This window comes from Methermicoccus shengliensis DSM 18856, from assembly GCF_000711905.1.
GTDB classification, from domain to species: Archaea; Halobacteriota; Methanosarcinia; order DSM-18856; family Methermicoccaceae; genus Methermicoccus; species Methermicoccus shengliensis.
In genome coordinates, this window is the sequence record NZ_JONQ01000001.1 from 15,391 (window position 1) to 29,161 (window position 13,771).

At 44.8% G+C, this 13,771-nt stretch carries 19 protein-coding genes and 1 tRNA gene; 4 read left to right on the top strand and 16 right to left on the bottom strand.

Annotation, left to right across the window (positions count from 1 at the left end):
- Positions 1–1,323 carry a TldD/PmbA family protein gene (locus BP07_RS00070; RefSeq protein WP_042684119.1) on the top strand — a complete coding sequence of 441 codons (1,323 nt, stop codon included), beginning with the start codon at positions 1–3 and terminating at the stop codon, positions 1,321–1,323.
- 373 nt (positions 1,324–1,696) lie between these two features.
- On the opposite strand, the gene BP07_RS00080 is transcribed toward BP07_RS00070, so the two are convergent.
- The 3 genes from BP07_RS00080 to BP07_RS00090 form a co-directional block, all read right to left on the bottom strand.
- Positions 1,697–2,251: a DUF1648 domain-containing protein gene (locus BP07_RS00080; RefSeq protein WP_042684125.1), complete on the bottom strand. Its 555-nt coding sequence runs from the start codon at positions 2,249–2,251 to the stop codon at positions 1,697–1,699.
- A gap of 136 nt (positions 2,252–2,387) precedes the next feature.
- A complete protein-coding gene (locus BP07_RS00085) occupies positions 2,388–2,912 on the bottom strand; it encodes a permease (RefSeq protein WP_042684127.1) in 525 nt (174 codons plus the stop codon).
- A complete protein-coding gene (locus BP07_RS00090) occupies positions 2,912–3,391 on the bottom strand; it encodes a permease (RefSeq protein ID WP_042684128.1) in 480 nt (159 codons plus the stop codon). The genes BP07_RS00085 and BP07_RS00090 overlap by 1 nt, the downstream gene beginning before the upstream one ends.
- Positions 3,392–3,776: 385 nt before the next feature.
- Between BP07_RS00090 and BP07_RS00095 the strand changes: the two genes are divergently transcribed.
- Positions 3,777–4,121 carry a winged helix-turn-helix transcriptional regulator gene (locus tag BP07_RS00095; protein WP_042684131.1) on the top strand — a complete coding sequence of 115 codons (345 nt, stop codon included), beginning with the start codon at positions 3,777–3,779 and terminating at the stop codon, positions 4,119–4,121.
- Positions 4,122–4,501: 380 nt separating this feature from the next.
- On the opposite strand, the gene BP07_RS00100 is transcribed toward BP07_RS00095, so the two are convergent.
- The 7 genes from BP07_RS00100 to BP07_RS00125 all read right to left on the bottom strand — a co-directional run bounded on the left by BP07_RS00100 (position 4,502) and on the right by BP07_RS00125 (position 8,546).
- On the bottom strand, positions 4,502–5,116 hold the full coding sequence (locus tag BP07_RS00100; RefSeq protein ID WP_211247016.1) for an MjaI family restriction endonuclease: 615 nt from the start codon (positions 5,114–5,116) through the stop codon (positions 4,502–4,504).
- A gap of 47 nt (positions 5,117–5,163) precedes the next feature.
- Positions 5,164–6,402 (bottom strand): DNA methyltransferase, encoded by a 1,239-nt coding sequence (locus tag BP07_RS00105; protein WP_042684133.1) that lies wholly within the window; start codon positions 6,400–6,402, stop codon positions 5,164–5,166.
- A gap of 208 nt (positions 6,403–6,610) precedes the next feature.
- Complete coding sequence (locus tag BP07_RS00110) at positions 6,611–7,090, bottom strand: hypothetical protein (protein ID WP_042684136.1); 480 nt, start codon at positions 7,088–7,090, stop codon at positions 6,611–6,613.
- 6 nt (positions 7,091–7,096) lie between these two features.
- Positions 7,097–7,363, bottom strand: a complete 267-nt coding sequence (locus BP07_RS08675) for a hypothetical protein (RefSeq protein ID WP_157202998.1) — start codon at positions 7,361–7,363, stop codon at positions 7,097–7,099.
- A gap of 2 nt (positions 7,364–7,365) precedes the next feature.
- Positions 7,366–7,701 (bottom strand): hypothetical protein, encoded by a 336-nt coding sequence (locus BP07_RS00115; RefSeq protein WP_157202999.1) that lies wholly within the window; start codon positions 7,699–7,701, stop codon positions 7,366–7,368.
- 65 nt (positions 7,702–7,766) lie between these two features.
- On the bottom strand, positions 7,767–7,982 hold the full coding sequence (locus tag BP07_RS00120; RefSeq protein WP_042684142.1) for a hypothetical protein: 216 nt from the start codon (positions 7,980–7,982) through the stop codon (positions 7,767–7,769).
- Between the two features lie 9 nt (positions 7,983–7,991).
- Positions 7,992–8,546: a hypothetical protein gene (locus tag BP07_RS00125; protein ID WP_042684144.1), complete on the bottom strand. Its 555-nt coding sequence runs from the start codon at positions 8,544–8,546 to the stop codon at positions 7,992–7,994.
- An 89-nt stretch (positions 8,547–8,635) separates the two neighbouring features.
- Between BP07_RS00125 and BP07_RS08680 the strand changes: the two genes are divergently transcribed.
- Positions 8,636–8,932 carry a hypothetical protein gene (locus BP07_RS08680; protein ID WP_157203000.1) on the top strand — a complete coding sequence of 99 codons (297 nt, stop codon included), beginning with the start codon at positions 8,636–8,638 and terminating at the stop codon, positions 8,930–8,932.
- A 433-nt stretch (positions 8,933–9,365) separates the two neighbouring features.
- Here the strand turns inward: BP07_RS08680 and hisH are convergent, their stop codons facing one another.
- Positions 9,366–9,980 (bottom strand): imidazole glycerol phosphate synthase subunit HisH, encoded by a 615-nt coding sequence (gene hisH, locus BP07_RS00135; RefSeq protein WP_042684149.1) that lies wholly within the window; start codon positions 9,978–9,980, stop codon positions 9,366–9,368.
- A gap of 163 nt (positions 9,981–10,143) precedes the next feature.
- Between hisH and BP07_RS00140 the strand changes: the two genes are divergently transcribed.
- Positions 10,144–10,551 (top strand): 30S ribosomal protein S6e, encoded by a 408-nt coding sequence (locus BP07_RS00140; protein WP_042684151.1) that lies wholly within the window; start codon positions 10,144–10,146, stop codon positions 10,549–10,551.
- A 2-nt stretch (positions 10,552–10,553) separates the two neighbouring features.
- Here BP07_RS00140 and BP07_RS00145 read toward each other — a convergent pair whose 3' ends face one another.
- The 5 genes from BP07_RS00145 to BP07_RS00165 form a co-directional block, all read right to left on the bottom strand.
- Positions 10,554–10,898, bottom strand: coding sequence for a PadR family transcriptional regulator (locus tag BP07_RS00145; protein WP_211247017.1), 345 nt, complete (start codon positions 10,896–10,898; stop codon positions 10,554–10,556).
- 54 nt (positions 10,899–10,952) lie between these two features.
- Positions 10,953–11,798 (bottom strand): DUF63 family protein, encoded by an 846-nt coding sequence (locus tag BP07_RS00150; protein ID WP_042684156.1) that lies wholly within the window; start codon positions 11,796–11,798, stop codon positions 10,953–10,955.
- 350 nt (positions 11,799–12,148) lie between these two features.
- Positions 12,149–12,233, bottom strand: a tRNA-Leu gene (locus BP07_RS00155).
- Between the two features lie 202 nt (positions 12,234–12,435).
- Positions 12,436–12,846, bottom strand: coding sequence for a type II toxin-antitoxin system VapC family toxin (locus BP07_RS00160; RefSeq protein WP_157203001.1), 411 nt, complete (start codon positions 12,844–12,846; stop codon positions 12,436–12,438).
- Between the two features lie 5 nt (positions 12,847–12,851).
- Positions 12,852–13,067: an antitoxin VapB family protein gene (locus tag BP07_RS00165; protein ID WP_052353039.1), complete on the bottom strand. Its 216-nt coding sequence runs from the start codon at positions 13,065–13,067 to the stop codon at positions 12,852–12,854.
- Positions 13,068–13,771 lie beyond the last annotated feature (704 nt).

The window sequence follows — 13,771 nt, forward strand, 5'->3', positions numbered from 1 at the left end:
ATGTACCACGACGAGCTGTGCTCACATCTCGAGCGGGCAATCGAGAACGCCAAGAGGGTGGACGAGGTCGAGCTGTATGCCTCAGAGCTTTCCACCCTCTCAGTAAAGCTGAGGCGTGGCGAGCTATCCGAGGTCAAGCACTCCCACACGCTGGGGATTGGAGTGCGGGTGGTGTGTGATGGGAGAATCGGTTTTTCCAGCACCACCGACATCAGGGGGCTCGACGAGTGCATCGAGAGGGCAGGGCGATTGGCAGTATTTGGAGAGCGGCTCGAGCACTGGGAGGGGTTTCCAGCCCCACAAAGCGTGCCAAGGGTGAGCGGCCTGTACGACGAGAGGGTGGTGAGCACCGATGTGGAAGAGGCGTGCCGCCTCTCACTCGAGCTTGCCCGAGTGCCCCGTGAGAAGGGTGCCCTGCTGAGCTCTGGGGGACTCTCTCTTACCAGTGGTGCAAAGCTGCTGTTCAACAGCGGGGGGCTTAGGGTGTGCGAGCCCAGAACGCTCTGCTATGCCCATGGCGAGGTGGTGGCAAGAGAGGGCGGGCGCACGGCCTCTGCCTACGACTTCGAACTCTCGCGCACGGCCGACCTTCCCATGGGGCAGATGGCAAAGAGGATGAGCGAAATAGCGCTTGCTGGGCTTCATCCCACGGGGGTGGAAAAGGTGAGGGGAACGCTGGTGCTTCGCCCACCAGCAGTTGCCGATGTGCTGGAGAACGCCCTCATGCCATCGCTGAGCCTCGACAGCGTGCTAAAGGGGCGCTCTGCACTTGCCGAAAGGGTGGGAGAGAAGGTGGCAAGCAGTGAGCTTAGCCTCGTAGATGACGGGCTGCTGCATGGGGGTGTGGAGAGCTCGTGCGTGGACGATGAGGGTACTCCCTCGAACACCAAACCCGTGATTGAGAGGGGAGTGCTCAAAACGTTCCTCTCGGACGTGTACACCGCATGCAAGGCTGGAGAGAAGAGCACGGGAAACTGTGTCAGAGGCTCGTACAGCACCCCTCCAGCCACGGACACGAGAAACCTCATTGTGAGTGTACCCCACATGAGAGCAGCTGATATCGATGAGGGTGTGGTGCTCACCAATCTGATTGGCGCCCACACTGCAAACCCCATCACTGGCGAGCTTTCGGTGGAGGGCAGAGGGGCGTTTCTCATTGAGGGGGGACATATGGGAATGGCGATTGACTCGACGATGCTCTCTGTAAACGTGTTCGAGCTGCTTGAAAGGCTGCGCGGCGGGCTTGGGGATGTGCGGCGCATGGGAGAAATCATCACACCATCGCTGGTGTTCGAGGACGTGGAGCTGGTGGGGACTCACTAACAGCTTAACGAAGCTGGCACGTGAGTGGATTAATGGGGTGTGGCTTAACCACACCCCTTAATGCGCTGTTTTGCTGGCTTTTGTAAAAAGCCACGTTCACCCCATCGGGATTGCACCCTTCGGGACGGTCACAGGCCCCGCATCCCACTCCTCTCGTTAAGGAGTGGGCTACAACGTTCGATATGTCCAAAACGGTATTTAAACTTAGCCACCTCCCCTTGCGTATCCCCCTCAGAGGGGGTCTTGCAAGCGACGGGAAGATAAAAATGGGTTTCACTTAACGTTTTGCACATAAAAGAAGTTTGCACAGCGAATTTGGGTGAAGCGAAGCGCAGCCGTATGTACGGTGTTAGACTAAGTGCGTTCACTTTCATCAGTTTTCCACTTCTATCTCTATTTCCTGTGATAGCTTTCGTAAGTAAATTAGAAATGGGATTATAAGCCATAAAGGCATTGAAAGTGTAAGCGGCATGAACCACAAAGGTAGCTTACCGGAGACTTCACCGAGATAAATTCCATACTCTATGATAAGGAGGGAAAAGGTAAGAAATACTCCCAACGTTAAAACGGCTTCAAAGTATCTATTAACCCATAAGCTTCTTCTATCTTTTGGGATCTTTGTTATGTACGTGAAAAATGCCGGGAGGTTCATGAGATAGGGATGTTTATTTATTAGAGTAAATCGATACTTTGTTACCAAAAGAATAATTATTGGAGCTATGCTAAATGTAATGGGAATGATGAGGAATGCAGATTTTTCACCATATCTCGTCGGTTCTCCGCTAAACCCAAAGTGAACCGAAACCTGTGATGGAAGAGTGAGATAGACATGGATTGCAAGCGTCCAAATCGCTGCAAGACTCAACATTATCAACCACAGCATTAGTTTGCCTCTCTTAGGTAAGGGCTTTGGCTTGATTTGTTCCATCGTTTTTCTCACCTCTTTAGTATTTCGTTGAACGTTCTGGGCATAAAAGAAGTTTTTGCGTAGCAAAAAATGGGGGGTGTCGTAAGGCACGAACCTTTTATGCTGTGTTATACGCTGTATTACTCGGCACATTTCCTTATTTTCCCTCCATTATTTTGTAGTTTCTTTTCGCCAAATAATCACCTAATAAAATTGAAGATATAATCACCAATGGCAAAGATACCAATAATCTTATTGCCGAGAACTTTATTCCCATAAAGGATGCCTCAAATATTGTCATTGGAATCCTGCAAATTGCAGAAGCACCCATGTATGTGAAAATAACGCTGAGCTTTGCTCCTTTACGATACAAAGAGTATGCAACAGGAAAAGCTACATACAAACCACCGACTGTAGTGCCTGCAAGTAGCACCGCCCATATATACCCTCTAATACCAGACCCTTCTCCAAAATGCTTTTCAACAGTTTCTTTTTTCACCCACACCTCAAACAGACCTATTAAAACAAAAGCACACGGCAGGATTTCAAGCATATCTACCGAAAAAGTAATGAAATTTTCACCTACCCGTTTTCCAGGATCAAATCCAGTTATGAAAGAAAAGAGTATGAAAGAAATGTAAGCAGATATACCCACTATTTTAATAATGTCATTTCGCTTCATCAAAACACCTCACCAAAGAAAATGCCAGTCATTAAAGCCACAATAATGGCTATAAAGAAGCTGATTACATTTCTTATTACAGCTACTTTCATTCCAAAATACTCTTTTTCTATCGGGTAAGTAAGGACTCCTACCATCATTAGAGTAGTTGTAAAAGCAGACAAAACCATATATGGAACTCCCTTTTTCAAGAGAATTCCACACAACGGAAAGGCAATAAAACCGGGCATTAGGGTAATGGAGCCAAAAAAGGAAGCGAAAATCACGCCAACGAATTTATTGTTATTCCCGAGATAATTTGAGATAGCTTTATCTGGAACAAGAAAGAGGACAATGGAAACAAGAATGAGCATAGTCAAAAAAGCGGGTAAAATATTTACAAATTTCTTGACTGCTATCTTAATTGCCATGAGTGTTTTCTTGCGGTTTGCGATAAAAGAAAGCGATATAGCAAATGCTGTTATTATGTATAAGTACATTTTACATCACCTGCCGAGTAATATTGCGTATAACACCTATAGTAAAAAAGGAAAAAGGGAGATCTGAGTCATCCCTTTATTTCTTGGAGTTTTTGTTTTACACCTTGAATCTCTTTTTCTAACTCCTTTTTGTATTTCTCTAGCATCTCTATTTCCTCTTCTTTACTGAGGAAACACCTATGCATAGGCCTATGCGCGCACCAACAACACATATATGATGTGCCAAATCCTCTTCCACTAACAGTTGGCTCACAGCACATACACATTTTTTACCTCCTGATACACTTCACATAGTAGGTGTGTATCTAACAGTAGGTATAGAAAGGAAAGTATTTAAACTATAAAGTTTATACTAGGATAGCAAGTGTCTGTTGGGTGACCTAGTATGTGTAGAGGAAGCGATTGCGAAGAAGAGTTGGAATGTCTCTGTCCAATTCGAGGGATAATAGATGTGGTAAGTAAAAAATGGACAATATGCATAGTCAGTCTTTTGGAAGAAAAGAAGCCGATCCGATATAATGAAATAAAGAATAAACTAAAGGAAATAAGTCCCAAATCACTCTCTGACAACCTTAAGGTCCTAGAAAAAGAAGGTTTAGTCGAAAGAAAAGTTTATCCTGATATACCGCCTCGGGTTGAATATTCACTAACGAAAGATGGAAAAGAATTAAAGATAGCTCTAATGCCGTTAGTTAGATGGGTACAGAAAAAGAAAAATAATAAGGGATAACATTTGATACTTTTGCTCACGACTCTTCGGCACTTCGTGCCTCGCCCCCTTGTACTCTCACTCCGCTAACGCTCTGTTCGGGGCGTATAACAAGCGGGTATCTGGCTCACTTCGTTGCACTCGTTTGACCCAAAATTATTCCGCTTCGCTCCGCAAACTTCAGATGCCCGCCAGCCGTTAAGTGAAATAGGGGGCAAATATGGAACACCGTAAGATAAAGAAGAGAACACCAGAAAAAACGGTTTGCGGGTATGCGAAGTTTGCGATGGCAAATTTGGACGTAGCGTTAGCGAAGTCGGATATGCATCTGTTGTCCCCAGTGCAATAGCACCGAAGCGAGCGTTAGCGAGCAGAGAGTCGCCCTAAGCCCCATTTTAATCTCATTTAAGCCTTTGTATTTCCTTCTTTATTTCGTCAATAACTTCTGGATTATAGATTTCTTTCCTGTTATCCTTCTTAATCGAAAATACAATGAATACCTTCCCTCCATTGTCCTTTTCAAATTTTTTATGAGTTTTGCTAAGCCATTCTTTCCACCTGTAAACTTCAGGTGTTTGTTCATAAGTGATCGGCTTTATTTGTAATCCAATGTAGTTTTCTCCGATTTGAATGTAAAAATCGACATTGTATAATCTATCCCATTCATCAGGTGCTGGTTTTATTTCTACTCCCAAATCCCGCTGCAATTTCCCGTATATTGTTTTGATTTCCGTTAAATAACCATCATAAGTTCTGTTAATAACAAGATTGTAAATATACTGGATACAATCCTCTTCAGTTACTTCTTCTATTTCTGCTTGAATAATCTCTGTGATTTTTACATAGAGTTTTCTTCCTAAATCTTCTATGTATTCTCGTGGCGATAGATGAGTGCCTTTAGAGTTTAGGAACCTGGCAAGTTTGTTATAATAGAATTCCTCCCAATCCTTAACCGTTTTGGGGCTGCACTCCCGAATCCATTGCGAGACAGGACCTACGCTGTTTTTCTTGTTCAACCCCTATCTGTTCGTAGCCATGTTTAGTATCCATTCTTTGGCCATATTTACACCTTCCTTTCTAACTCCATAAATTTGACCTTGTATTTATAATCCTTTGATTTATCTGCTTCAGCCATACCGGACTTGATTAGGTAAGCATTCACAAAGATTTTATTTTTCAAATAAACATATGCTTCAACAGTGTTTTCATCCAAAACAGCACATTTATCAAATTTTAAAAATACCTCTTTTTTCAATATATATTCTCTAAGATATCTCAAAACGTCTTCTTTTTTAGTTACTTTTACACCCAGAAATTTAACAAGCAATCCCGTGTTTAGTTTAATTGTGTGTTCGTCTACAATATCCACAACTCTGTAAAGCCTGTCATTCTTGAAATTAAATTTCTTAGGGTCTATTTTGGGTTTAGCATCTTTAATTCGCGGAATATAATCTACTCCGTCGATATCTACCGCAGTTTGTCGTTTGATTATTTGGATATTTTCACTAAACTGTAATAAACTTTGATTTAAGCCAAGTTTTTCTTTAATTATGTCCAAAAATTCCTTATTTATTTCATAACCAATACCATTCCTGTTAAGCTCTAAAGCTGCCTTTACAGTGGTTCCACTTCCAAGGAAGGGGTCAAGAACTGTATCACCAACAAAGGTAAACATCTTTATCAATCTCTTTGGTAATTCTTCGGGAAACATTGCTTCATGTTCTATCTGTCTTGCTCCACCAAAATACCAGTGCCCATAAAAATATTCCTTCCACTCTTTTTTTGTTAGTTTTGATTTCTCTTTAACATCTTTTGGAACCCCTTTACTTTTTCCCGGTTTTTTGAAAATAAGTATAAATTCGTAATCTATTTCAACCATTCCATTTGGTGGATAAGGGTATGAACCCATTACATTTGCTCCACCTGTGGTGTTCATGGTGGTTTTCTTCTGCCAGATGATTGCACCCATATAATCAAAGCCAATATCTTCACACTGGGCTATGAATTCTGCGTGTAGGGGTATTATTTTATATCTTCCATAGATTATTGAACGGGCAAAGTGATCGCCGATGTTTATACATAATCTTCTTCCCTGTTTGAGAATCCGATAACATTCCTTCCACACCTTATACAAATCCTTCAAATACTCATGCAAACTTTGTCCATATCCGATTTGTCCTTCAACACCGTAATCCTTAATATGCCAGTAAGGTGGTGAAGTTACAACTAAATCTATGCTGCCATCTTTAACTTCAATCATTTTTCTGCTATCGCCAATGATTATTTTTGCCCAGTTGTTCATTGTTTCGCCATATTACATCTTGCCGTAATAATATTTTCCTTTAAAGGGCTTCGGGCGATTTCGCACAATGTTTTGCAGATATACGAAGTGCGAGGCGTAGCCGTGAGCATTTGGGCGGAGCAAAGCGGAGCCGTATGTCTGCTGTTAGGCGTAGGGAACGACAGTGACCGTAGTTGGACAAAGGTGGGCTTAAGGTCTCTCATAGTCCTTATTTGATTCCAAACCACTTTGTCTCCTCTTTTAAATAATGATATTTAAAGTCTAATCTTTGTGTGATATATCCAGCCAAAATCCCGAATATGATATACAAGAAATTTTGCATGATGATGGATGCAATCAAAAATATCCCAAAGGTTCCTATGGCTATCGGGATTGTCCTTTTGCGATATCTCTCTTTAGCAGATTTAAAATTCTCTACTAACTCATTTGATGGTGTTCTCTCTCCAGCCACTGCCTTTGCTATAGCCGCTGAGCACATACATGCTTGATTCATGATCTCATCTATATTCTTTCTCGGCTTAACGCTCTTAATGATCTTCTTAACATAGTGAGGTGAACAAACGGCAATATCAATACCTCTCTTAATGGCATCCTCTGAAATAGGTTGGTGAGATAATTCTTCCTCCTTTGCATTATGTGATATACCAAGAAATCCCTTTGAAACACTTTTATCCTGAACGTAGTGCAAGGCTCTTCATAGGCTCTTCATTGCCTGAATGCTGTTTCCACTTAAGTAAGATAATCTTGCATTCCATACATGTCTCATTATTACTTCCAACTCAGGATCATGGTGTGCTGCACGAGCCATGTATACCCTCCCTCTCCTTCCCACCCTTAAGACTTTGTCAGGATACTTGTCTGGTTCAATCGAACCTTGAGATAATGCTTTTTCTAAATCTTTCGATAAATTTAGTGACTTAGATATTGCTCTTGCTATAGCTGTGTGAGTCTTCCACTTCATATTTAACACCAGCTTATATGTTTGTAATTCTCCATTGGAGCTTTTAATAACTTTCTAAACTGAGATATGCGCTTACCTAATTCCTTGATAGTATCCAAGTCGCTCTCTGAATAATTCATAGGTATTATCCAAGCCCAAGAAGGGACATCTGATTTTTCAACTATTTCATTTACTACTCTCTTTACAATTCCCCTTGGATGAACCCAATCGTTTGAGAGTTTGCCCCATAGGGCAATGGGTTCACCTTCCAATTCTATTTTATTCCCAAAATCTTCCAATAATTTAGATATGCTTTTTTGTTCTTTTTCAAGCAATTCAAGCTTTGCTTCAAAAAACAAAGTTCTATTAGGATGTAAGCCAGCAAAATAACATTTTGTCATAGTTTCCAACATTAATCTAAGCTCTATAAAAAAGACATAGGATTTCTAACGTAATCCTCCTTGCTTTCTTTTTTCTCCGTCTCCAATATCATGTAATTTATAACATCGTTTATCAGGTCTATAACCTCTCCATATGTTTCCTCCGCATTCCTATGCAAAAACTCCTCATTTTCTTTTATTACTCTGTAATAGTCTTCAAGCAATGCAGCACGAGGATTACCTTTTGCTTCTTCTGCCATTTTAATCCCTCACGGCTGATGTTCGTACCCCCAAACATGGATTTCTTTTATCTGAGGAATATATTCCCCAGCCGTGTGAATATATGTCTTGGCTGTCTCATTAGGTCGAATAAATTGAGACCAGATGTCGGTTTCAATGTATGTTTGATTCCACTCGTTTATAAATTCAACATCCACTTCTATCCAGTCTACAGGCAAATTATAAGTATTACGTATCCAAATATCAATATCTATCTCATACTTATTTACCCATCCTTCCTCAACTTCCATCGTATAGTTTATTATTTCCATCTTATGCCACTCCTCCACTTTGTTTGATGGCAATATCAAACTATCTTTGATAATCAAATAAGGAACTTCTCCAAATTTTGGTGCCGATATTTCTTTCCGATAAATCACCTCATCCCTAACATTTTCTATAACCAATGTGTATGGAGCACCAAAATATGCCAGACTCAATTCTACTCTTTCCTTTCCATCTTTTAAATCACTATTTGGAACATACTCGAAATCTACTTGTTCTCCATCTGGATTAAACAACTTAAGAGTTAAGTCATCAGGCAAATCACCGCTGGAAATACGCTGAATATCTACAATAAGTTTATTACCTTCAACTGTTGTGTTAAAAGAATACTGGTAATTGAGGCTCGTAAATGATATCCGAAATTACTGCTCCAAAAATGAGCAATAGAAATAAAATAAGTGGGATGACAACAGCAATAAACCTTTTTGTATGCGATTCGTACCACCTATCTTTTAAGGGTAAACTAATCCAGAAGAAAATGGGTCCGAAGAAGATTAAAAAGAATCCAATACCCATTACGCCTCTTGCTATGAAAAACGATTCTCCAGCTAATCCTCTTGCGATGCCTTCAAACGTGCTCCCAGCAATCCAAAGCGCAAGTCCTATTAGAGATATTATCAAACCTCTCCAGTGTTTTTCATCCTAATCACCTTTCTCTCTATACGTCATCATATATCATAATTGATACTCATATTAAATTTGTTTGCTCGCCGAAGTCCGATTACGCCTAACTTAGTAGATATGAACTTCGCATTTTGTCCCAGTATGGAGGGGATACGAACTTCATGTTATCCTCTTTAGCAGTATATACGAACCTACCCATCCTCCCCACCACTCATCAAATCCAGCTCCTTATTTTCCTCAAATCTTTCATTGCAACATGAGTATAAAGTCGTTTTACCGCTTTTACGCCCCAGCAGTTCTTGAATGAGTTGTTTACTGCTGATTACTCCGTAATCAACATATCTCAATTTTAACTATATGGAGTAATGGAACTCCTTAGAGCGGGTTTCTTGCGTTTGCTCACGCATTGCTACCGAGCATTCATAAATTTGCTATTCTGAAAGCTATTCTGAAAGCTATCTTCTGCACATCTCTATGAAGTTTGCGAGGACCTTAAGCCCGTCATCCCCACTTTTTTCTGGGTGGAACTGCGTGCCCACCACGTTGCCCTCCCTGTTTTGCACGGCTGCAGAAAAGCGCTCAAGATACTGGCATGCTGCGATTTCGTGTGCTGGTGGGGCAGCTCCGTAGTAAGAGTGCACGAAGTAGAAGTATGTTCCGTCCTCTATTCCATCGAGCAGGGGGTGATGTCTTGTTATGTGGATGGAGTTCCATCCCATGTGGGGCACCTTTCCCTCCCCTTCGAACCTCACCACTCTTCCCGGAATGAGGTCCAGTCCAAGATGCACCCCGCCCTCCTCGCTCTCTGTGAAGAGCATCTGCATTCCAAGGCATATGCCCAGCATGGGCTTGCCATCATGGGCAACATCCAGAATGTTCCTCATCAGCGGGGAGAGCCTGTTCATGCCATCCCTGAACGCCCCCACGCCGGGAAGTATGATTCCATCTGCCTCCACGAGGTCCTCTGGGCTGACTGTGATGAAGGCACGCGCTCCACCAGCCTTCAAAAGCCCGTTTTGAACACTGCGCAGGTTTCCCAGACCATAGTCCACAATCGCTATGTGCACCATCCAAGGCAACCTATTTTCTGTGTTATAAATGCTTTGGCATAGTTGCTTACTTCGTAAGCAACTGTTGATTACGGAGTAATCAACACCTATGAGGTGGGGAAAGGTATTTATCGGGGTCAATGTATTGGGCAGTGGCGACACTCAAATCCGAGGTGCTGTTAATATGGTGGACTTCAAGGTAGTGGTTTCTGATCCCCGAACTGGAAGGGCATACAATCTGGAGCTCTCTGAACCCGGCTCTGGAGCCCTCATAGGCAAGAGAATAGGGGAGGAGGTGAGTGGCGAGCTCCTCGGGCTTTCTGGATATACCCTCAGGCTCACGGGCGGCACGGATGCAGATGGCTTTCCCATGAGACCAGATATCCCTGGGCAGGTAAGAAGAAGGGTGCTGGTGGCTGGAGGTGTTGGGTTCAGACCCACTAAGAGAGGGCTGAGAAGAAGGAAGACCTTCAGAGGAAACGAGATATCCCCAGACATCGTTCAGGTGAACATGGTGATTACGGGATGGGGTGATACCCCCCTTGAAGAGATGCTCGGGGCAGATGAGGGCTCAAAGTCGGATGAAGCTTGAGGCTACCTTTCGGTAGCCTCCTCAGAGAGCACATCTCCAAACAGCAGCAGCATCTCCTCGTGCATCTGCTGAATGTGAGCGTTGACTCTCGAGAGTAGACTCTTTCCTCTCTCAGTGAGGGTGTACACCTTTCGCTTTCCATCAACGCACGAGGTGATGTAGCCCCTCGACTCCAGCAGCGAGAGGATGGGATATATCGAGCCAGGAGATGGCTCCCATCTTCCTCGCGTCAGGGTGCTTATCCGCTTTATAATCTCGTATCCATGGGCTGGGCTCTCGCCTATTATCCTCAGGATTATAAATCTTAAAAAGCCCTTTCGCATCTCGATGAGCCATCTGTCATCCATCGTCATCTTCTTTCCCTTCCTGGCATTTAAGGGTTGGGCGTCATATACCAAGCGTCATATACCAAGCGTCATCCTCAGGGTGTTTCGCATCGCTGGGGCAAGCCCGAGCACCAGCAGCGTGAGCTTTAGCAGCTGTATGAAGTCGTGCCCCTCATCCCTCATGTGCACGTCTATGAGGTACAGCACGGGAAGGTAGATGCCCAGCTTGAGGGGATACATCACCAACGCCGTGTGTACATGCTCGATGATGAGCGTGGGAAGCACGTGCTTTTCTACATAGCCCAGAAAGTCTATACCGACGAACGTGGAGGAGGCATCGAACATGTGTGCCCACACGATGGCTGCATTGATGGGGCTGAGCAGGAGGGTGGTAAATGGGCGCATGCCCACGAACACCGCCAAGAATGCCACAATGCTCAGCCCCACGATTGCCATGGGCACCCATGCCTCGGCAGACGCAGTGTGGAGCAGCAGGGAGAGAAGGCCGATGTCCAAAACCGCCCCACACAACCCATAGACGACTCTCGTTCGTCTGGAGATGCCGCCCCACACAAAGACGCACGCGGCGAGCAGCACAATGGCAACTGCAAACACCACGAAGTATATCAGAGGCGTTATCAGCAGATAGCTCAGGGGTGGAAGCACGATGCGAGCATCCTCCACCACCCTGAGCAGTGAGCCCATCGCGATGTAGGGTGCAAGCGCCAGTATGAACCCACTGTCTATGCGCACGCCGAGCCTCTTTAGCAGCCTGTACACACCAAACAGCGAGAGCCCCAAAACAAGCGCCCATGTGAGGGTGTTTACGACGTTGTATCCCGTATCGTACACGATGGGGTCTATGTAGTACCTGTGCACAAACTCGGACAGGGTGCTCACAACATCACCACACCACCACATCCCACTGGATATCCCCCTTAAAAAGGTATTGTGTGGTTTCCGATGGGCATGAGTAGCCCTGATTCAAGGATGGATGCTCGAAACGGTGGAAAGGGTATTTCTGTATGCGCTCTGGGTGTGGCTCATCTTCATTCCCGCCGCCATCCTCAACGTGGTTTCGGACATGGTCATCGATTCGAGATGGCTTTTTACAAAAGCCAGCAAAACAGCGCATTAAGGGGGATGGCACAGCCATCCCCCATAATCCACTCACGTGCCAGCTTCGTTAAGCTGTGGGTGATGCTTGGCGTGGCATACTCGGGCAGTACAACGTCTTGAGGGGAAGTTTGTGGGGTTTTTGTGCTTTGTAGTGCGGGGGGTGAGATTTGAACTCACGAACTCCTACGAGACAGGGTCCTAAGCCCTGCGCCTTTGACCTGGCTGGGCAACCCCCGCCCCTCTAAAAACGACCGCAGCATATCGTTTATCAGGCGCGACACACTCGGATATGCATCCTCCACTCGCTCCACTAACCCCCTCTCAAGATAGAGGGTTGTGCGATATTTTGCGCTGCCGTCTGTTGATTTTGGCTTTGCATAACGTTGCATAGCTTTATGCAATCCTCCCTCTTGCCCTGTCTCACATCCTCCCCTTATATTTATGGGTTTGGAGAGAGGATGCCCCGTTCATGTGTACACCTCAAGGAATGCTTGAAGTGCTCGTCCCCACTGATTATCATGCCATCATAGCACAGAGCCAGAGCTGCTATGAGCCCATCAAACTCACCCATCGGTCTGCCCTCCTTCTTTAGCTTTGCAGAGAGCTTGCCAAACACATCATATACATCTCTGCTCACATTGATTATATTAAATGGCTCGATTGTCTTATTGATGTAGTCTAAGTTCTCCTTGGGCTTTGAGGAGAGGTGAGCTCCTCTGTAGAGCTCAAGAATGCTTATTTCTGTGGTGCTCAATGAAAAACCTGCACCAATCATATCATCGAGAAGCTCCATTGCTGCAGCCTCCTTCCTCACCAGCCCCACCAGAAATGATGTGTCCATCACTGGCATGAGGTTCACTCCTCCTTCTTGCCCATCCTGTGAGGCTCCAAGCCAGCCTCTATGGCATCTGCAAGCTCTGGGTTGGGCTCAAGTGCTGCAAGTATCTCCTTGATGTTCCTTCTCTTGGGATAATACTTGAGTATCACATCAGAGAAGCTCTCCTTTCCTGTCTTAAGGCTCTTCAGCCTCTCATATGCTTCCTCACAGATGCTGATGGTCTTTGTTGCCATGCTCCACAGTGTGTATGTATGTGTATTTTAGGGTTTTTGATGTTCTTGAGCTCTTTTTACAGCCTTCTCTACTTTATTAAGGTCTCCTGCTTGAGGGCATCCTACCTACCACACCTCCAAGAACCTATCCACGACCTTCAAGTCCTCACTGCTCAGACCATACAGCCCAGCCACAATCTCATCTATCTCCGTTTGTGTTCTTGTAGCCTCATCCCCTTAGGCTCTGGATGCGCTCCAAATCTCTTCTGTGAGGCTCTGTCCCTTCCTGATGGACAGAGCTGCTTGCTCTGTAAGCAGCTGCTGACTGAATATACTACTTCATAGCCCATCGGATAACGAGTTCGATGGGATGCGGGGCTCGTGACCGTCCCGAAGGGTGCAATCCCGATGGGGTGAACGCCCAACCGCAGCTGTCGTCCACTTGGCTTTTTACAAAAGCCAGCAAAACAGCGCATTAAGGGGGATGGCTGTGCCATCCCCCATAATCCACTCACGTCGGCTTTTTACAAAAGCCGGCAAAATAGCGCATTAAGGGGTGTGGCTAAGCCACACCCCATTAATCCACTCACGTGCCAGCACAGCTGTCGTCCAGCTGGCATACAGCGCATTAAGGGCTACTGCTAAGTAGCCCATTAATCCACTCACGTGCCAGCACAGCTGTCGTCCAGCTGGCATACAGCGCATTAAGGGCTACTGCTAAGTAG